The sequence below is a fragment of the Hyphomicrobiales bacterium genome (assembly GCA_030688605.1).
Lineage (GTDB): Bacteria > Pseudomonadota > Alphaproteobacteria > Rhizobiales > NORP267 > JAUYJB01.
Genome location: JAUYJB010000133.1, coordinates 14,743 through 33,207 on the forward strand (window position 1 = coordinate 14,743; position 18,465 = coordinate 33,207).

The 18,465-nt window shown below is 63.1% G+C and carries 19 protein-coding genes and 1 pseudogene; 8 read left to right on the forward strand and 12 right to left on the reverse strand.

Features of this window, described 5'->3' with window-relative positions:
• The 3 genes from Q8P46_14530 to Q8P46_14540 are packed head-to-tail and all read right to left on the reverse strand — an operon-like array spanning nt 1 to nt 1,313.
• Nucleotides 1-336, reverse strand: a complete 336-nt coding sequence (locus Q8P46_14530; GenBank protein MDP2621364.1) for a HigA family addiction module antitoxin — start codon at nt 334-336, stop codon at nt 1-3.
• A gap of 13 nt (nt 337-349) precedes the next feature.
• On the reverse strand, nt 350-640 hold the full coding sequence (locus tag Q8P46_14535) for a type II toxin-antitoxin system RelE/ParE family toxin (protein ID MDP2621365.1): 291 nt from the start codon (nt 638-640) through the stop codon (nt 350-352).
• Nucleotides 641-692: 52 nt separating this feature from the next.
• Nucleotides 693-1,313 (reverse strand): hypothetical protein, encoded by a 621-nt coding sequence (locus tag Q8P46_14540; GenBank protein ID MDP2621366.1) that lies wholly within the window; start codon nt 1,311-1,313, stop codon nt 693-695.
• A gap of 754 nt (nt 1,314-2,067) precedes the next feature.
• Here Q8P46_14540 and Q8P46_14545 point away from each other — a divergent pair.
• Nucleotides 2,068-2,889, forward strand: a complete 822-nt coding sequence (locus Q8P46_14545; GenBank protein ID MDP2621367.1) for an HTH domain-containing protein — start codon at nt 2,068-2,070, stop codon at nt 2,887-2,889.
• Between the two features lie 509 nt (nt 2,890-3,398).
• Here the strand turns inward: Q8P46_14545 and Q8P46_14550 are convergent.
• The 3 genes from Q8P46_14550 to Q8P46_14560 form a co-directional block, all read right to left on the reverse strand.
• Complete coding sequence (locus tag Q8P46_14550; GenBank protein ID MDP2621368.1) at nt 3,399-4,589, reverse strand: site-specific integrase; 1,191 nt, start codon at nt 4,587-4,589, stop codon at nt 3,399-3,401.
• Between the two features lie 345 nt (nt 4,590-4,934).
• Nucleotides 4,935-5,444, reverse strand: a complete 510-nt coding sequence (gpt, locus tag Q8P46_14555) for a xanthine phosphoribosyltransferase (protein ID MDP2621369.1) — start codon at nt 5,442-5,444, stop codon at nt 4,935-4,937.
• 40 nt (nt 5,445-5,484) lie between these two features.
• On the reverse strand, nt 5,485-6,240 hold the full coding sequence (locus Q8P46_14560) for a competence/damage-inducible protein A (protein MDP2621370.1): 756 nt from the start codon (nt 6,238-6,240) through the stop codon (nt 5,485-5,487).
• Between the two features lie 112 nt (nt 6,241-6,352).
• On the opposite strand from Q8P46_14560, the gene sfsA reads away from it, so the two are divergent.
• The 7 genes and pseudogenes from sfsA to Q8P46_14595 all read left to right on the forward strand — a co-directional run bounded on the left by sfsA (nt 6,353) and on the right by Q8P46_14595 (nt 12,350).
• Nucleotides 6,353-7,066, forward strand: a complete 714-nt coding sequence (gene sfsA, locus Q8P46_14565; protein ID MDP2621371.1) for a DNA/RNA nuclease SfsA — start codon at nt 6,353-6,355, stop codon at nt 7,064-7,066.
• Nucleotides 7,067-7,142: 76 nt separating this feature from the next.
• Nucleotides 7,143-7,973 carry a type I methionyl aminopeptidase gene (gene map / locus Q8P46_14570; GenBank protein ID MDP2621372.1) on the forward strand — a complete coding sequence of 277 codons (831 nt, stop codon included), beginning with the start codon at nt 7,143-7,145 and terminating at the stop codon, nt 7,971-7,973.
• Between the two features lie 11 nt (nt 7,974-7,984).
• Entirely contained in the window at nt 7,985-8,692 is a 708-nt protein-coding gene (gene radC, locus Q8P46_14575; protein MDP2621373.1) for a DNA repair protein RadC, read from the forward strand.
• A gap of 137 nt (nt 8,693-8,829) precedes the next feature.
• A pseudogene (locus tag Q8P46_14580) lies at nt 8,830-8,922 on the forward strand (peptidase).
• A 265-nt stretch (nt 8,923-9,187) separates the two neighbouring features.
• Nucleotides 9,188-10,099, forward strand: coding sequence for a tripartite tricarboxylate transporter substrate-binding protein (locus tag Q8P46_14585; GenBank protein MDP2621374.1), 912 nt, complete (start codon nt 9,188-9,190; stop codon nt 10,097-10,099).
• Nucleotides 10,100-10,113: 14 nt separating this feature from the next.
• Nucleotides 10,114-10,545, forward strand: coding sequence for a tripartite tricarboxylate transporter TctB family protein (locus Q8P46_14590; GenBank protein MDP2621375.1), 432 nt, complete (start codon nt 10,114-10,116; stop codon nt 10,543-10,545).
• 272 nt (nt 10,546-10,817) lie between these two features.
• The gene (locus Q8P46_14595; GenBank protein ID MDP2621376.1) at nt 10,818-12,350 is read left to right on the forward strand and encodes a tripartite tricarboxylate transporter permease; all 1,533 of its coding nucleotides are present in this window, start codon (nt 10,818-10,820) and stop codon (nt 12,348-12,350) included.
• Nucleotides 12,351-12,658: 308 nt separating this feature from the next.
• On the opposite strand, the gene Q8P46_14600 is transcribed toward Q8P46_14595, so the two are convergent.
• The 6 genes from Q8P46_14600 to Q8P46_14625 all read right to left on the reverse strand — a co-directional run.
• Nucleotides 12,659-13,675: a thiamine pyrophosphate-dependent enzyme gene (locus Q8P46_14600; protein ID MDP2621377.1), complete on the reverse strand. Its 1,017-nt coding sequence runs from the start codon at nt 13,673-13,675 to the stop codon at nt 12,659-12,661.
• 5 nt (nt 13,676-13,680) lie between these two features.
• A complete protein-coding gene (locus Q8P46_14605; protein MDP2621378.1) occupies nt 13,681-14,937 on the reverse strand; it encodes a hypothetical protein in 1,257 nt (418 codons plus the stop codon).
• Nucleotides 14,924-16,063 (reverse strand): hypothetical protein, encoded by a 1,140-nt coding sequence (locus tag Q8P46_14610; protein ID MDP2621379.1) that lies wholly within the window; start codon nt 16,061-16,063, stop codon nt 14,924-14,926. The genes Q8P46_14605 and Q8P46_14610 overlap by 14 nt, the downstream gene beginning before the upstream one ends.
• A gap of 648 nt (nt 16,064-16,711) precedes the next feature.
• Nucleotides 16,712-17,107, reverse strand: coding sequence for a cytochrome c (locus Q8P46_14615; GenBank protein MDP2621380.1), 396 nt, complete (start codon nt 17,105-17,107; stop codon nt 16,712-16,714).
• Entirely contained in the window at nt 17,104-17,496 is a 393-nt protein-coding gene (gene cueR, locus Q8P46_14620) for a Cu(I)-responsive transcriptional regulator (GenBank protein MDP2621381.1), read from the reverse strand. The genes Q8P46_14615 and cueR overlap by 4 nt, the downstream gene beginning before the upstream one ends.
• Before the next feature lie 186 nt (nt 17,497-17,682).
• The coding region (locus Q8P46_14625; protein ID MDP2621382.1) for a hypothetical protein at nt 17,683-18,465 on the reverse strand (783 nt) is incomplete at its 5' end.

The window sequence follows — 18,465 nt, forward strand, 5'->3', positions numbered from 1 at the left end:
TCAAAACATTCCGGGCTGCCGTTCGGAATTTTTCTGCGGCACAAAGCGGGCAACGTCGATCTCCCCTTCCCGCTTACGGGCCTGGGCGATGTCGTAGCTGTTCTGCATCCGCATGAGCGTGTCCATGCTGACCCCAAAAGCCTTTTCGATGCGCAGCGCCATGTCCGGGGACAGCGCGGAATGCTCGTTCAGAAAAGCCGAGAGCGCGGCGCGAGTGATGCCAAGCGCCTTCGCGGCGGCCGTCACGGACAGCTCCATCGGCTCGACGATTTCGGTGCGCACGAAGCCGCCGGGATGCGGCGGGTTCTTGAGCCTGTAATTTCCAGTCGCGGTCATGGCGACCCTCCTTTCAGTGGTAGTCCTCATAATCGAGGTCGATGATCTCGACTTCGGTTTCATCGACCCGGAAGGTGATGCGCCAGTTCTTCGAGACGAAAAGGCTCCACGCGCCCTTGCGATCTCCGGTGAGCTGATGGGCTTTCCAGCTCGGGACCGTCTGCAATTCCCCGGCGCTTTCCATGTCTTGCAGGAAGGCGAGCATTTTGCGGATTTTATCGACAAGCGGGGCCGGCAATCCGGCGCTGCGGTCGTCCTCAAGCAAACGGCGTAAGCCTTTATGCTTCACATTCCGAATCTTCATTCATTTCAGGATATCAGGCGGACAAGGTGACTGTCAAGTGTCGCTTGACGGTTTACATATTGCCTTGTCCTGTTGACGGCGGCGCTGTGGCCGGGCGCGACGACGCTTGCGGGCCTGTCTTCAGCTTTCCTGCTCCCAGCCAGCGCGAGAAAAACCCGCGATTACGCTCCTTAAGTTCATGCTCTAGCTTTAGTTGCCGCTGTCTGAGTTCCTTTATGAGAAGCGCGTGGTGCTGTGCTTCCTTCCTGTCTTTTTCTTGTCTCTGATCTGTAATCAAAGCCGTCAAACGTGTTTGATGTTCTTGTGCGTTTTTGAGATTCGCCTTCAGGTCTTCGATCTGCTCCTGGGTCTGCTCGCGCTCACGCCTTCGTTCTTCAGCCAGGATTTGAACCTGTAGCCTGAGCAACGCAATTTCGGTCGCGGACTCTTTTGTCGGTGATTCGCCCGGCATGCGGCCAATGTCAGACCCTATATCAGGATCGATATCCTCTGATGTTGGCCCCTCATGCTCTGGCCTCAGCGATCCGTATACGCGCTCCAACTCCGCCACGTCGATCAGGCGCTTGCGACTACCTTTCTTTTCATAGCTAAGTTTTCCGCGCTTCATGTCCTTGTATAACGTGTCTGCGCTTACAGAGATTCTTTTGAGGGCTTCAGTAGGTGTTAATTGCATATTTGAAATCTATAAGTTCGTAAAAAGAGCACGTTGGATATAAGTATTCTATCCAAGACTTATAATGCCTGACAATATTTAATTACTTTCTTATACACAGACTTCGGCTCCCTGATGTAAGAACCGCTTATGTCGGCACATGAAGCTCTTATAAGAACGCTTATATCGAACATCGGATATATTCGTATATCAGGCTTACATATAAATCTTATAAGTTCATGGTTATCCTGTTGACCGTATTCGTCTATTTTATTTTCTCTCCGCAAAGGGCGTGTCTCGTTCTTAAGTAAGACTTCGTAAGAATTGATATAAGAACTTATGTCTGCTACTGTTTTTGCATGACGATTCGCTTATTTCTGATCCGAATCGTCTTCTTATGAACATATTCGTCGTCGCAAACCCGCTTTCACTAAGGGGTTCCGCTGTACTACCCGAAAAGTATAACGTTGGATTTGAATGATGCTCTCAATTATGGAACAATAATCGTTACAGCTAGCTGGGCACTCTTTCGCCCGGTCGCGCCGTATCCACTGCCGTCCGGCAGTGTTTCTTCAAAAGCTGAACTACAGGAGTATTTTCCGACGCAATCAGAAAAACCCGCCAATGGCGGGCAACATCGTTAAATCTGTTTATTGAGTAAAACTACGCCATCTCAGTATTGCAGAGTCAGATATTGCACGCAAGACTTTTAAGCAAAGTTTTGAACGCCTTTTTATTGACCGGGTTTTTCTCCAACAAAGAAGGAGAGAACACGATGCTCAACATACACAGACAGCCCGAAATGGAACTCGTCGGGCAGGCGCGCCGCGTCCCGCGCGCGCCAATTCGCCCGGAACCGTCCCTCGGCTTCGAGGACATCGGCCCGCCGCCTGCGGGCTTTGAGAAGCCGCGTTACGGCACCCCGGCCTACGCGATTGCGCTCAAGGCCGGGTGGATCACGACCGAGCAAGAGCGGGGGGACCGCGCGGTTTACGAGGCGCGGCGGCAACGCGCGCTGCAAACCTGCCACCGCCACGGCCTGTACGAGCGACCGCGCCACGCGAAGCCCAAGGACACCGGCTGTTACGTGCCGGAGTTGTCGGCAAAGCTGGAAGCCGACCGGAACCTGACGGACGGCGCGCGGCGGCTCGCGCGCAAGCTCGCCGAGATCATCTACCGGCAGAACCGGGAGGGGCGGTTCACCGCGATCACCGTCACCTATTTGATGGAAGCGCTGCACCGCTCGCGGCGCACGGTGCAGCGCTATCTGCGGCTGCTGGAACGCGAAGGCTATATCGACACCGAAGTAATCCGGGGACAGCGCTCGCGGCTGTGCACCGGGCTGCTGATCGCACTGTGCGCGCCGCTGCTGGCCCGCCACCATAAAAAGGCGTGGCCGTGCAAGCCGCGAATTCCAGGGGCGTCAAAAGAGTCACAGAACTACAGGTTTTTAGATTCAGGAAGAAAAAGGGAGCGCCTGTCGGTGCGGCAATGGAGTCATTTGTGCATGGACGGGGTGTTTCGCGCCTTTATGAAAACCGATCCGCTCGGCGTTATGAAAAAACCGCGCCCCCTGAATGCCCTTCTGTTGACATAAGCGCTTCACATCGGATTCCGGCGCATGTGGAAAGGCCCAAAGACGGCTTTCCAGGAAAGGCGCTTGGCTTGCTCCGAAGCGTTATGTCCAAAGCCTGCGCTTGCGGCAGGCCGGGTGAAAGGATGGTGCGGGCGGGGGGAGTCGAACCCCCACGGGCTTACGCCCAACGGATTTTCATACCAGCTACGGCTTTCGCCGCTCTCGCCATAGCGCCATGTGGCGCGACGGCGGATTTGTGGTCTGGACTATCCCTTCGCCATGCGCCGCAAAGCGGCGGCGTTTAGGCGCTGCCCGTCTAGTCTCTACACCTTCCCGTCCGCGACCGGCCGTCCGGGCTTGGCTCGGGATTGCCATTTCACAGGGTTCCCCGAATTTGGGCAGTTCTGCATTCCGGGTTTCCCCGGAAGCACTCAAGCCTTTCTCAAGTCCGTTGCGTCTACCAGATTCCGCCACGCCCGCGTGGGATGACAGCTATAGCCGCGCCGCCGCGCGCGGCCAAGGGAGCCGGATCAAGATGCGGTCCGCTTTGCCGCCCTGGTCTTTTTCGGTTTCGGGCGCTCGCGGCGGATATTGATCGCCGCCGCGTCGATCCGGTTCTTGATATGCGAGGCGTAGTATTTTTCGATCATTTCAACGCTCGTGCGGCAGTTCTTGGCGATCTGATAGATGTCCGCGCCTTCCATGAGCCGCAGGCTGATGTAGGTGTGCCGCAGGCTGTAGGCGGTGCGGCGGGTGCCCTCGCGGTCGAATTTCAGATCTTCCTCATCGAGGATTTTGTTGAACAGCTCGCGGTGCCGCTTTGGAAACACAAGGTCGGTGGGCTGCGGGGCGTTGCGCTTGACCAATCTTTTGAACGGCAACACCGCGCCGGTCATGCTTTTGCAATAGCCGGTGCCGCGCTTGCCGCGCACTTCGATCTCAAGGATGGTCTGTCCGGTCGCCTCGTCCTGCACGATGGCGATATCGCGGTATTGCAGCCGGTAGGCTTCGTCGGGCCGCAGGCCGGTATTGGCCATGAACAGCACGAAATCGTGCACCTGTTCCGAGGCCCAGCGAAAGCGCTCGCGCCGTGGGTCTTTTGCGCGGCGGCGCGTCGCTTCGTACAGCTTTTTGTATTCCTCCGGCGAGAACCATGCCCGGTGGCTGATCTTGCCGCCGGAGCGGTACGGCTCGGACAGGTCGGGCAGGAATTTCAGCCAGCCGTGGCGCAGCGCGGTCTTGAGCACTTGGCGCAGCGTCACGATTTCCTGGTGCGTGGTATTGCGCGCGGGCGGCTTGCCGCGCTGTTCCATGGCAATGGCGCGCCGCGCGATCCGGTATTCCTGCACCTGGCCGGGCGTGACCCCGGACAGGCCCATCGCTCCGAAAAACGGAAGCAGGTGCAGATTGAGCCGGCGCTCGTTGCCGGCGACATATTGGGGATTGCGCTCGCCTTGCGTGATGATGCCGTACTCGCGCACGAACTGGTCCGCCGCTTCGCGGAAGGTTTTTTCGTCGTTGATCTCGCCGCTGCGGGCCTTGCCTTTCAGGGTCAAGAACCAGTCCTCGGCGATCTCCTTGGCGAGGGACAGGCTTTCTTCCTTGGTGCTGGTGCGCCTGTTCTTGCCCGCAAGATAGGTCGAGCATTGCCAGAACCGGCTGTTCTCGCGGCGGTAGACGTGCAGCCTGCCGCCCATGAGGGTGTGGTGCAGCGGAGCCATGGGAAAGGGCCTTTTTGGGCTGTTTTGTGTAAGGCTTGTGTAAGGCTTCTCTCTGCGCCTTTGTTACCATAACGACTTGATTATGCAAGTTATTTGTTGAGAAAAGACCTACCTTTTAATGCTTTTAAGTCCCTAGCGTCTACCAGTTCCGCCACGCCCGCACTGTCCTCCGGCCTAAAGATGGCGGCTCCCCCGATCAAGCCCTTCCGGCCGCGCGGGTCCTCGAGCATGTTCCGCAAGAGTGGGAACCGGTTTTGCGAAAAGAACATGCTCAAACGAAAAGATAAGAGCAAAATCCGATTCAACGCGAACGGAATTCGCTCTGGCGCTTGTGCGCCCCCGTCCCTACCTGCCTGATCCCTCGGCGAGCGGCGGGGCGAATTGCAGGCCGAGATCCCAGGGAAAATGGATCCAGGTGTCCTGCGACACCTCGGTAACGAAGGTGTCGACCAGCGGCCGGCCCATGGGCTTGGCGTAGACGGCGGCGAAATGCGCTCTTGGCAGCATCTCGCGCACCACCCGCGCCGTCTGCCCGGTATCGACCAGGTCGTCGACCACCACCACGCCGGCGCCGTTGCCCTCCCCGAGCTTGCGTACCGTTTCCGCGATCTCCTTGAGCACCTTCACCTCCCCTGGCCGGTTGTCCTTCCTGTAGGAGACGACGCAAACCGTTTCGATCACCCTTATGTCGAGCTCGCGCGCCACGATCGCCGCCGGCACCAGCCCGCCGCGGGTGATGCCGACGATGGCCTGAAAGCGCGGCGCCTCGCTCGAAAGCCGCCAGGCGAGCGCTCGCGCGTCGCGGTGAAACTGGTCCCAGGAGACCGGAAAGCTCTTTTCGCCCGTGTCGCCCATCGCCCCCTCGTCCTCCCCGCCGTTCTTCGGCTCTCCTGTTTCACGCCTCGGCCGCGGCGGCGGCGAGCGCCTCGCGCAGCACCTTTTCGGTCTCGGCAAGGCGCGCTTCGTCGCGGCAGCGCAGCACCACGTTGGTGCCGAATCCCTTTTGCGTATAATAGGGATAGCTGCCGATGCTCACGCCCTCGAAGCGCCCCTGCACCTCCGCCAGCACCGCCGCCACGTCGCCCTCCGGCGCCGTCACCTTGACGGTCAGCGCGTGCACCTTGCGCCCGGTCCTGAGCAGCGGCGCCACCTCGTCGAGCATCGCCTGCATGATCGCCGGCACACCGGCCATGACGAATACATTGTCGATGCGGAAGCCGGGCGCGGCCGAGACCCGATTTTCGATCAGCGTGGCCCCGTCCGGAATCCGCGCCATGCGCAGCCGCGCCTCGTTGAGCTCGAAGCCGCTGGCCTTATAGCGCGCCTTCAGAAGCGCGACCGCGCGCGCGTCGTGGTCGATGCCGACGCCGAAGGCCTTGGCCACCGCGTCGGCGGTGATATCGTCGTGGGTCGGTCCGATGCCGCCGGTGGTGAACACATAGTCGTAGGCCGAGCGCAGCGCGTTGAGGGCCTCGACGATCCTGTCCTCGACATCGGGCACGATCCGCGCCTCCATCAGGTCGACGCCGATTTCCGTAAGATATTCGGCGATATAGCCGATATTCTTGTCCTTGGTGCGGCCGGAAAGAAGCTCGTCGCCGATGGCCAGCACCGCCGCGGTGACCCGTCCCTGCCGCTCCCCGTCCGCCATCTCCGATCCGCCTCGCTGCGCGCGTCCCGCGCCCGGTCGAATTCTCTATATCAGCGCCCGCCCGCCGCCGCCATGCTTGCCAGGGCGCGACATCGGGTTTATGGGCCGACCAATGCGGTATCCGACCCCCCTCGTCCCCGGCACGCTGATTGCGCGCTACAAGCGCTTCCTCGCCGACGTCAGGCTCGATAGCGGTGAGGAGGTGACCGCGCATTGCGCCAATCCGGGCTCCATGCTGGGGCTCGCCGTGCCCGGATCGCGCGTCTTTCTGTCGGTCTCGGACAATCCGGCGCGCAAGCTGAAGATGAGCTGGGAGCTGGTCGAGGTCGATCTCGGCTCGGGGCCGACGCTGGTCGGCATCAACACCGCCCACCCCAACGCGCTCGTCTCGGCCGCGATCGGCGGCGGCGCCATCGAGCCGCTCGCCGGCTACCGCAACCTGCGCCGCGAGGTGCGCTACGGCGAAAACAGCCGCATCGACATTCTGCTTGAGGACGAAGCAAGGCCCGCCTGCTACGTCGAGATCAAGAATGTTCACCTGATGCGCCGGCCCGGCCTTGCCGAGTTCCCCGATTCGGTGACGGCCCGCGGCGCCAAGCACTTAAGCGAGCTTGCCGCCATGGCCGAGGCCGGAAACCGGGCGGTGATGGTCTATCTCATCCAGCGCGGCGATGCGGCGCGCTTTGCGCTCGCCCGCGACATCGACCCGGCCTATGGCGACGCCTTCGAGCAAGCGCGCGCGGCCGGCGTCGAGGCGCTCGCCTATAAGTGCGAGATCACCACGGCGGGCATCTCCGTCTCGCAACCGGTCGATCTCGCCGATTGACGTGGCGACTTGCGCCCGCCTCCGCTTGCTCTACATTCCGTGCGTGGGACAAGTACCCCGGATACCCGTTTCGAACATGCACTACGTCGCGGCCGACGAGGCCCCCTTGCGCAATACCGGCCAGATCAAGCTCCACGAAGCCGAGGCTTTCGAGGGAATGCGGGCGGCCGGCCGGCTGGCGGCCGAGGCCCTCGACCTTTTGGCCGGCCAGGTCGCGCCCGGCGTCACCACCGCCCATCTCGACCGCATCACCTTCGAATTCGCCATGGATCACGGCGCGGTTCCGGCGCCGCTCAACTATCGCGGCTATCCGAAATCGATCTGCACGTCGATCAATCACGTCGTCTGCCACGGCATTCCCAACGAGAAGGGGGTGCGCGACGGCGATATCCTGAACATCGACGTAACGCTGATTCTCGACGGCTGGCACGGCGATTCGAGCCGCATGTACCCGGTCGGCGAGACCAAGCGCGCCGCCGAACGCCTGATCGAGGTGACCCACGAGGCGATGATGCGCGGCATCGCGGTGATCCGTCCCGGCGCCACCGTCGGCGACATCGGCGCCGCCATCCAGGCCTATGCGGAAAGCGAGCGCACCAGCGTCGTGCGCGACTTTTGCGGCCATGGCCTCGGCCGGCTGTTCCACGACGTGCCGAACATTCTGCATTACGGCCGGCCCGGCGAGGGGCTGGCGTTGAAGCCCGGCATGTTCTTCACCGTCGAGCCGATGATCAATCTCGGCCGCCCGCACGTCAAAATCCTCGCCGACGGCTGGACCGCCGTGACCCGCGACCGCTCCCTGTCGGCACAGTTCGAGCACTCCGTCGGCGTCACCGAACAGGGGGTGGAGATTTTCACCCTGTCGCCGGCCGGGCTCGACCTGCCGCCGCTGCGGCCCGTCACCTAAGGGCGGGGCTCATGGCGGAAAGCGGCGCAAGCAGGCAGGAAGCCGGCAAACCTCACTTCCACGGCCATCGCGAGCGCCTGCGTGCCAAATTCCGCGAAGCGGGCGAACGGGCGCTTGCCGACTACGAGCTCTTGGAGTTGATCCTGTTCCGCGTCCTCCCGCGCCGCGACACGAAGCCCGTCGCCAAGGCGCTGATCGCGCGTTTCGGCTCCTTCGCCGAGGTGCTGGCGGCACCCGAAACGCTGCTCGAGGAAGTCGAAGGCATCGGCGAGGCCGTCGTCACCGAGATCAAGATCGTCCACGCCGCCGCCCAGCGCATGACCGCCGGCAAGGTCAAGGCCCGTCCCGTGCTTGGCTCGTGGAGCGGCGTCCTCGACTATTGCCGGGCGAGCATGGCCTTCGCCGACAAGGAACAGTTGCGCATCCTGTTCCTCGACAAGCGCAACGCGCTGATCGCCGACGAGCTGCAACAGTCGGGCACCGTCGACCACACGCCGGTCTATCCGCGCGAGGTGGTCAAGCGGGCGCTGGAGCTCTCCGCCTCGGCGCTGATCCTGGTGCACAACCACCCCTCCGGCGATCCGACCCCGTCGCGCGCCGACATCGACATGACGCGGCGCATCGTCGAGATCGCGGCGCCCCTGGGCGTCGCCGTGCACGATCACGTTATCGTCGGCAAGGACGGCCATTCGAGCCTGCGGGGATTGAAGCTTATCTAGGCAGAAGCGCTAGGCATTTCGCCTATTTCTTGGATTCGCGTTGCGCTCCATTTTCGCGCTGGACTTGCCCCACCTGCATATTGGGCAAGGAGGACCGATCGGAGACCATACGTCGCAAAGCGTCATGACGACGGCCACAGCCCTATTTCCACGACCTGCGCGAACGCTGGTCGCAGGCGCTGCGCGCGACGCACCAGGCGATCCCGCGCCCGCCCTGCGGGCCTTGGCAGGCTGTTGAAGAAATGCGATGGAAGGCGTTACTTACGTCCCCTCTCCCCTGTGGGGAGGGGTGCTTTCGGTAGCCCAATCCGCGCTTTTAGCAGCCGGGTAGCGCCTTTTCGCGAAAGACATGTCTGGCCAATAACCGCTAAAAGAGAGATATTGGGGGGAGCCATCAGGGAGGAAAAATCCATGACAATCGCGATTGTGACACGCCGGATCGTTCTCGCCGGAGTGGCGGCGCTCGCCTTTTCGGGCGCGGCGTCCGCCCAGGGCATGAAGCCGGAGAATGTGGAATGCATTGCGCCGGCGGGCGCTGGCGGCGGCTGGGACTTCACCTGCCGCCAGGTCGGCAAGACCCTCTATGACATCAAGCTGGTCGGCAGCCCGGTCCGGGTCACCAACATGTCCGGCGGCGGCGGCGGGGTTGCTTATGCCAACGTCGTCAACAAGCGCAACGAGGACAACGACCTGATCGTCGCCGCCTCATCGGCGACCGCGACGCGGCTTGCCCAGGGCGCCTATCCCGGCAACACGATGCAGCAGGTCCGCTGGATCGGGTCCGTGGGCGCCGACTATGGCGTCATCGCCGTGGCCAAGGATTCGCCGATCAATACGCTCGCCGAGCTGATGGACAAAATCAAGGCCGACCCGACATCCGTCGCCGTTGCCGGCGGCTCTTCGGTCGGCGGCTGGGACCACCTCAAGGTCCTGATCGCGGCCAAGTCCGCCGGCATCGACGATATCCGCAGCATCAAATATGTCGCCTTCGAGGGCGGTGGCGAGGCCGTGACGCAGCTTCTCGGCGGCCATGTGCAGGCGTTTTCCGGCGACATCTCCGAAGCCAAGGGCTTCGTCGATTCCGGCGACCTCAAGGTTCTCGCAATTCTGGCGCCCGAGCGGCTTCCGGGCGAATTCGGCAAGTTCCCGACCGCCAAGGAGCAGGGCATCGACGCGGTCGGCGCCAACTGGCGCGGCTTCTACGCGCCCGGCGGCATGTCGGAGGAAGCCTATTCCTTCTGGACCGATGCCATCGCCAAGGTCTACGACTCGGAGGAATGGCAGCAGATCATGACCGACAACGGATTGATGCCGCTCGACATTCAAGGCGATGAATTCACCGCCTTCGTTGCCGACCAGATCGACAAGACCGAGGTGCTTTCGAAAGAAATCGGGTTGCTCAAGTAAGCGCGGTAAGCGCGATGAATGATCGCCTTCTAGGGGTCGTCTGTCTGGCGCTGGCCGCCTTCCTGATCTGGCGGTCGACGCTGATCGAACCCGGTTTCATCGTCGATCCGCTCGGGCCCAAGGCGTTTCCGATCATCATCGGGGGCGTTTTGGGCCTGGCGGGCCTGTTTCCCTTGGTCGGGCCCGATCCCCGGCCGGCCTGGCCGGGCGTGGGCGGCTTTCTCGAGATCGGTATCGCCGTCGTGGTGATGGTCGCCTATGCGCTACTTCTGCCGGAGATCGGATTTGTCGTCGCGACCGCCATCGCCGCCTCGGTCCTCGGCTGGCGGCTCGGCTCGCCGCCGGCATATGCGGCCATCTCCGGCATATCGATCTCGCTTGGCATCTATGTGATCTTCCATCTCGTTCTGGGCCTGTCGCTGGCCAGGGGCCCGTGGGGGTTCTAGGGCCCGTTGACGGTTATCTTGCGAGGTCTGGTTTGAGCGAAATCGGTGCGAGGCTAGGAGCGAGGACGGTGGACATGCCTAGCATATTCGAGGACGAGCGACGCCGCATCGCGCCGATTGCGCCAAATCCCGCAGGGACGGGGCCCATTTTCCCGCCTGCGGCGTCGCAGACGCTTTGTGGTGGGAAAGCACCACGGCGGCGCCTGCTTCTGGCAGGCGGAAAAATTGGCTCCCGCCGGACCCGCAACATAACCGTCAACAGGCCCTAGGCCATGGACGCGCTGTCTTCGCTTGCCGACGGTTTCTGGATCGCTCTCACGCCGCAGAATCTGTTCCTTGCCCTGATCGGCTGCTTCCTCGGCACCATCATCGGCGCCCTGCCCGGACTCGGCCCGTCGAACGGCGTGGCGATCCTCATTCCGCTCGCCTTCACCCTCGGCCTGCCCGCAACGCCCGCCCTGATCCTGCTCACCAGCGTCTATTACGGCGCCATGTATGGCGGCCGCATCTCGTCCATCCTGCTCAACATTCCCGGCGACGAGCCGGCGCTGATGACGACGCTCGACGGCCATCCCATGGCCAGAAAGGGGCTGGCGGGAGAAGCTCTGGCGCTTTCCGGCATCGCTTCCTTCTTCGGCGCCTTTTTCGCCACCTGGGGCCTCGTCTTCCTGGCGCCGCTTCTGGTCAAGGTGGCGCTGCTGTTCGGGCCGGCGGAGTATTTCGCGCTCTACACTATGGCCTTCGCGACGCTGGGCGGCGTCGCCAGCAAGAACCAGGCGAAGGCGGTGATCGCGGCGGCGATCGGCCTTGCCATCGCCATGATCGGCGTCGACCACCAGACCGGCGTGCCGCGGCTGACCTTCGGCGTCGTGCATCTTTACGACGGCATCAGTTTCCTCGTCGCCATTGTCGGCCTGTTCGCGATCTCAGAGGTGTTTCTGTTCCTCGAGGGCCACGGCGGCGGGACCCTGGCCGAAAAGGTGACGTTCGGGCGCGTCACGGCACCGCTTGCCATGATCCGCCAGTCGATCCCGGCGATGAGCCGCAGCACCGTGCTCGGCTTCCTCGCCGGCGTGCTGCCGGGCGCCGGCGCCTCGCTCGGCTCGTTCATCGCCTATACGACGGAAAAGCGGATTTCCGACAAGAACAAGACCTTCGGCAACGGCGATCCGCGCGGGGTGGCTGCGCCGGAAGCGGGCAACAACGCGGCCGCTGGCGGCGCGCTGGTGCCGATGCTGGCGCTCGGCGTTCCCGGCTCCGGCACCACGGCGGTGCTGCTGGCGATGCTCCTGACGCTCAACATCACGCCGGGGCCGCTCCTGTTCCAGTCCAACCCCGACGTGGTCTGGGGCCTGATCGCCGCCCTGTTCATCGCCAACTTCATGCTGCTCGCCATGAACATCCCGCTGGTCAGCCTGTTCGTCTGGGTGCTGATGGTGCCGCCGCGCTTTCTCATGCCGGCGGTGGCGATGATCTCCTTCGTCGGCATCTACGGCATATCCGGCTCGACCTTCGACCTCATGGTGATGATCGCCTTCGGCGTCGGCGGCTATTTCCTGCGCAAGCTCGAGGTGCCGCTGGTGCCGGTCATCCTGGGCGTGCTGCTCGGCAACGAGATGGAGAAAAATCTGCGCCGCGCGCTGACCATCTCCGACGGCGATCTGTCGATCCTGTGGGGCTCGTGGCTGGCGATCGGGATCTGGATGATCGCCATTGCCGGCTTCCTCGCGCCGCTCCTCGTCGGCCGTTTCCTGCGGCCGAGACTTCCCAGGACCCCCCGCCTCGAGCGCGCCGACCCGGACTGATCCGGTCCAGGCCAGTCGTCACGCTTCTTCGTCGAGCCCGCCCCGGCCCGGAGGAAGCCATCGTCAAGCCGCCGATCGTCAGGGAACTCGACCATGAGGGTGAGCTTGCGCCCTCCTGGACCCGCCGCGCTTCCTGCAAGAGGGCGAACCGGGTGCGGGTCGAGATTGTAGGGCTCCTTGGCGCGCCGGAAAACCGCATCGCCCGCGGAGCCGCGCCGGCGCCGAACCCGATTGCGCGATAGACCCGCCGGCGCCGTCTTCCCCTTGCGGGTCGGATGGCGCCGGGCCACTGTCGTACGGGTACGGCCCTAGGCTCCGCTGAACGGGATCACACCGGGGACCAACCACTTCTCCCACATTTCATCGGTCTTCCTCTGGAACAGCGCGATGTCTTCCTCGATGAAGTGCGCGAAGCGTCCCTGCCGCAGCAGATACTCCTCGACCGGTTTGCGCTTGAACTGCCCTTTCCTGATCCGCTCGGAGCGGCCGTACATCTTCAAGACGCCATTCTCGACCTCATAGAGCGGCCAGATGCCGGTTTCCACCGCAAGCTCGCCGAGCTCGTGGGAATATCTCGGATCGTAGTCCCAGCCCTTGGGGCAGGGATCGAGAGAGTGGATGAAGGTCGGGCCGCCGATGCTCAAGGCCTTGCGCACCATGTTCATGGTGTCGACGGGGTAGGACGTGCACACGGTCGCCACGTACTTGCAGCCGGGATGGCCGGCGGCCAGCATCGCGGCGGTATTCTTCTTCCACCGCGTGTTCATGATGCGCCGCTTCCTGCCCGGAGGACTGAAGGTCGTGTTCACACCGTAGGGCGAGGACCCCGACACCTGAATGTCGGTGTTGGCGTAAGACTCGTTGTCATACATCAAGATCAGCAGATTGTACTGGGTATGCTGGAGCGCCGCCGAAATGGCCGACAGGCCCATATCGGCGCCTCCGCCATCGCCGCACACGGCAATGACGTTGATCGGCTCCTTGTCCATTTTGCCCTTGCGCATCAGCGCCCTTAGAGCCGCCGCGGTGCCGGTCGCCGCCGAGCCCGAGGATCCAAGCTGTGTGTGCATCCACGGGATCGCCCACGGTGTCGAATAGTAGGTCGTATTGGCGACATACATGCAGCCGGTTGAGCCAAGCACGATCGAGCGTGGCCCGCCCGCCTTGGCCATCAGCTTCATGAGCTGTGCCGACTCGCATCCCTGGCAGGTGCGGTGACCGGAGGTGAAATATTCCTCCGCCGGGACCTTCTTGGGGCCCTTCCATGCCTCCAGAACCTGGGTTCCGAGATAGTCTTCCAGTGGTTGGGTGGTTGTGTCTGTCATGGTCCCTACTCCCGCACTCCGATCCAGTAGGTTTCGCGGTCATTGGTGGCGCCCCCTTCGGCGGCGGCGAACACCATGTCGGCGATTTCGGCGACATTGTCGGCGGTCACTTCGCGGCCGCCGAGGCCGGCGACGAAGGATGCGACCGTCGGCCCGTCCTGCATCGGATAGAGCGCCGAGCGCAGGTCGCCGGCCAGCACGCCGCTGTGGAAGGCGGAGCCGAAGCCGTAGTCGCGGTCGATCACGCCGACGGCGTGCACCCCGGCAAGCGCGTCCTGGAGGTCCTCGGCCGGAAACGGGCGGAACCAACGCACGCGCACGAAGCCGACCTTCTTGCCCTGTTTGCGCATCTTGCGGACGGCAACCTTGACCGGCATCGCCAGGGTTCCCATTCCCACCAGGGCGATTTCGGCGTCGTCCATCATGTAGCGCTCGATGAACGGTTCCTCGACGCGCCCGAACTTGGCGCCGAAATCGTCATACGCCTCGATGATGACGTTGCGCGCGCGGCGCATCGCCATGTCGTTCTGGCGGCGCATCTCCATCAGCCAGTCCTCGTTCGCCTGCGGGGCGATGGTGATCGGGTTATCCGGATGCAACTGCTTGTCGCCCCGGTTGTAGCGGGGCAGGAAGCTGTCGACCATCGCCTGGCTGGGAACGTTGACGATCGATTGCGAGTGGGTGAGGAAGGCGCCGTCGCAGCTGATCGCGCAGGGCAGGAAGATGCGCGGATCCTCGGCCACGCGATAGGCGATCAGCGCGGTGTCCAGCGCTTCCTGCGCCTTGTCGACCCAGACCAGCATCCAGCCGAGGTCCCTGACCGCGAGCGCATCGTTGTGCTCCACCCCGAAGGCGCCGGGGTCGTCGAGCGCCCGGTTGCCGACCATGGCGACCATCGGCAACCGCAGGCCCGCGGTCACCGCCAGCGCCTCGAAGGCGTAGAACCACCCGACGCCGCTGGAGCCGACGAACACCCGCGCACCCACCGCCGAGGCGTGCTTGACGATCTCGAATTGAGAATGCTCGCTCTCGGCGACGATGAATTCGCAGTCGAAGTCTCCATTGGCGATCATCTGCGCCACATATTGCATAACCGTGTCGTAGGGCCGTATCGGGTAGGCCGTGATCACATCGACGTCGGCGAGCCGGCAAGCGTGGGCAATCGCCTCGCTGCCGCTGATCAGCTCTTCCGTCTGACCCGTTGGCCCGCCGGGAACGGTTGTTTCTGCGGTTTTCGCAGTCGCTGGATTAGGCGCGCTCATGAGCGATTTCCTCCGCATATTGGCCTATATGATGGAACCCATGGGTGCGGTCGGGCAGGTTGGTGATCTTTTCGGCCAGCCAGCCGGCATAGCCCTTGTTGTCCTTGACCCACATCTCCCACTGGCTCGCATTGTCGTCGAAGGCTTCCTCGTTGACCATGGTGACGCAGTGCTCCACCGGGCAAACGGCCTCGCACACGCCGCAGCCGCAGCACGCCTCCATGTTGGCGTCGTATAAGCCGTCCGGCGTGATGTCGAAGCAGGTGTCCGGGCAATTCAGCCAGCACAGCGTGCATTTGGTGCAGGTGTCGAAATTGATCACCGGCCGCATGGTGCGGGTCGAGAACTTCTTGAACACCTCGTTGCGTCCGGGAACGTAGCCGCCGTCCCGCCCGCCTTCCGCGTGCACCTTCATGCCGCGGATGACCAGACCTTCCTCCATCTTGGTCCAGCCCGGCAGGTCGAACGAGAACGGTTCGGCCTCGCTGCCCTGGTCGGCGCTGACGGACGCCGACTCGGTCGTCTCGTAGGCCTTCTTGGCGGAAGCGACCTTCAGGTCGTCCTTCCACTGCTCCTTGATCGCCTTGAGGATGGAATCGAGGCTGACGATGTGCGGGGCCACCTTGGCGAGCGCGCCGAGCAGGCGCACGTCCGTGTGATCGTTCTTGAACACCCAAAGCCCCGAGAAGCTGGCGGGCGACTTGAGAACGGCCAGATTGTAAGGCGCCCCCTTGCGGTGGATGAAGTTGATCAGCTTGTTGGGCGATTGCACCGAGGTGACCAACAGGGTGCCGTTCTCGGCCAGCAGCTTGTTGATCGGCTGCAGACCGTACCAGGCCCAGGACTCCACGCCCTTGCACAGCGTGTCGTCGACGGCCATGGTCACGTCGTTATTGTCGGGTTCGTACCGGGAAAGATACTCCTCCAACTCTTCCTCGGTGTCGGAGACCACCGCGAACTGCTTGGCCGGGATGCCATTGCGTTCGGGCGAATCGCCGTAGCGGCCGAACGCGATGCCGATTTTCCCATCTTTTCTGGCGGCCAAGACAATCCCGCGGCAGATGTTCTTGGCCAGGGTCTTTTGGAAGATGCCGCGATAGACGACTTCCACGGAACCGGTGCTCATGTGTGCATCCCTCCGTTTGGTGAAACCGGAAATGTCCCAGCGCGCGCCTTGGAGCGGGCGTGGAAGATGCGGGAAATTGCGCAATGCCGGTCAACGATCGGAACAAGCCGAATGACCGGCGGATCGTCAGACCCGCTTGAGGCTTGCTTCCGACTGGCCCCGATGAGCTGGGACTTGGGGTCTTGCATTTTAAAAAGCGCCTGACGCTCTTGAGACTTTGGCCCGGGAGCGCAGACAGAATGTCGCGACCGAGTTTGGTTCAGCGCTTGGTCAAGGGGAAAAGATCACCCTTCTTGATCTCATTTGGGGGTTCTTTATCCCCTTTCCGGTCGTCGCCACCATGGCTGCTGGGGCTCATTCGCGGCCGCGCAGGCGGCCGCATTACCGGCATATTTCCCTCCTCCCGCAAGGGTTGTCTGGTATACCATCGACCTCAGCCTGCGGGCAAGCGCATTCTTCCCCCGCCCCGCCCCTCAAAAAGTCGGCACGGCGGATAGCTGCCGCCTAAGACCATGTACGGACGGCGGTCTTCATTCATGACAACCGGCGAATGTGGGGCAGAATGCGACAATATGCGCAGCCGATGTTCGTGTTTTCTTCCGGATACAACTTGCGCGCGCTACTCCCAAAGGGGTAATGAAGTCGCCCTCACTCGATCCCGTTCGCTCTCTGTACCGCCCGCACGAAGGCGATGATCCTGCCGATCTCCTGTTCCGTGATGCCTTCGACCGGCGGCATCGGCCCGAAGCGCCAATGGTGCGCGCGCGAGCCGCCGAGGGCGGCGGAATAGAAAGACGCATCGCCGTGATGGCCGGGCGCGTAGATCGAGTCGATGAGCGGCGGCCCGGCCTGGCTGCCGGCGCCGGCGGGCCCGTGGCATTCGTCGCAATAGCGGGCAAACAGGCGCGCGCCTGCCGCCGCCTCGCCGGAGAGCGCCGGAACGGTCACGTCGAGCAGCGGCACGGGGTCCTCCGGCATGAGGCTCCATGCCCCGATGGCGATCAGCCCCGCCACTGCGGCCGCAACGAGAATGCGCCGCCTCACCCGCTTTCACCCGACAGATTGTCGAGGATCGGGCAATCGGGCCGCGCGTCGCCGTGGCAGGCGGCGACCAGCGCGCCGAGTGTCGCGCGCAGCGATCTCAGCTCTTCGATCTTGCGGTCGATGTCGGTGATGCGGCCTTCCGCCAGCGCCCGCACGTCGGCGCTGGCCCGGTTGCGGTCGTCATAGAGCGCCAGCAGGCTGCGGCACTCCTCGATGGAAAAGCCGAGGCCGCGCGCCCGCTGCAGGAAGCGCAGCGTATGCAGGTCGCGGGCCGAATAGTCCCGGTAATTGTTCGCCCGCCGCTGCGGCCGCACCAGGCCGATATCGTCGTAATAGCGGATGGTCTTGGCCGGCAGGCCGGAGCGGTCCGATGCCGCGGAGATGTTCATGACGGATCATTCCTTGTGCAAGGCTGCCTCGGGGATCTCATTGAGCCTTCCTAAGACTGGAAGGTCAACACGAAATCCGAACGGCTTGGCCGCCCCGACTGCACGACATCGCCAACGGGAAACGGCCCGACCGGACGATAGCCGGGCCGGGCCGCCTGCTTCGACGCTGGCTGGCAGGTCAGCGATTCAGCGGATCGCGGCTTGTTTTGTCACGTGAACCATCGCCGGCAGGCCGCCGAAATAGGCGACGATGCCGCGCTCGTCGACCATGTGGCGAAGGCCGTCCTTGATCTCGTCCGGGTAGCCCGACAGATCGTCGGCCGCGCCCGGATGCTGCACATTGCCGGTGATATAGGCGCGGCCATTGACATTGTCATAGACGGAAAGGCCGGTGTTCTCGCCGCCGGCGGGCGCCGAGTAGATGCGGGCGAGCGCCTTGGTGTCGACATTGTAGGCCCACACGAAGTTGTTGAGGTGGTTGCCCGAATCCTCGCCGATGAACAGTGTCCGCATGGCCTCCGAATAGTTTGCGTTGTCGGCGTTGGCGACCATGTCGGTGACGCATTTGTCGTAGCTGCCGGCCGCGCCCGCGGGCTGCCTTGCGCCGTGGATGAGGGCCACCATATCGGCGGCGACCCAGTCGCTGGCGATCGGATGGCCATCGCGGTCGTTTTGGCCGCCGGTCATGCTGCTTTCATAGACGATGCCGCAGTTCAGGTCCTTGGCGTCGCCAGCAAGCCGGATGTCGTCCTGCGGACGGTCCTGGTTCTCGCCCTCGACCATGCCCTTTCGCGCGTAGCTGATGACCGTGTAGAGCTTTTTGTCGGCGGCGTTGTGGGCCTGTCCTTCCATCTTGGTGAACTCGGTGGTGGCGCCGAGATAGGCGGCGTAGCGACGGGTCTCGAGGAAGGCCGCGGCCTTCTCCATGCCGGGTTTCAGCCGGTAATAGCTGAGCCCCTTGCCGCCGCC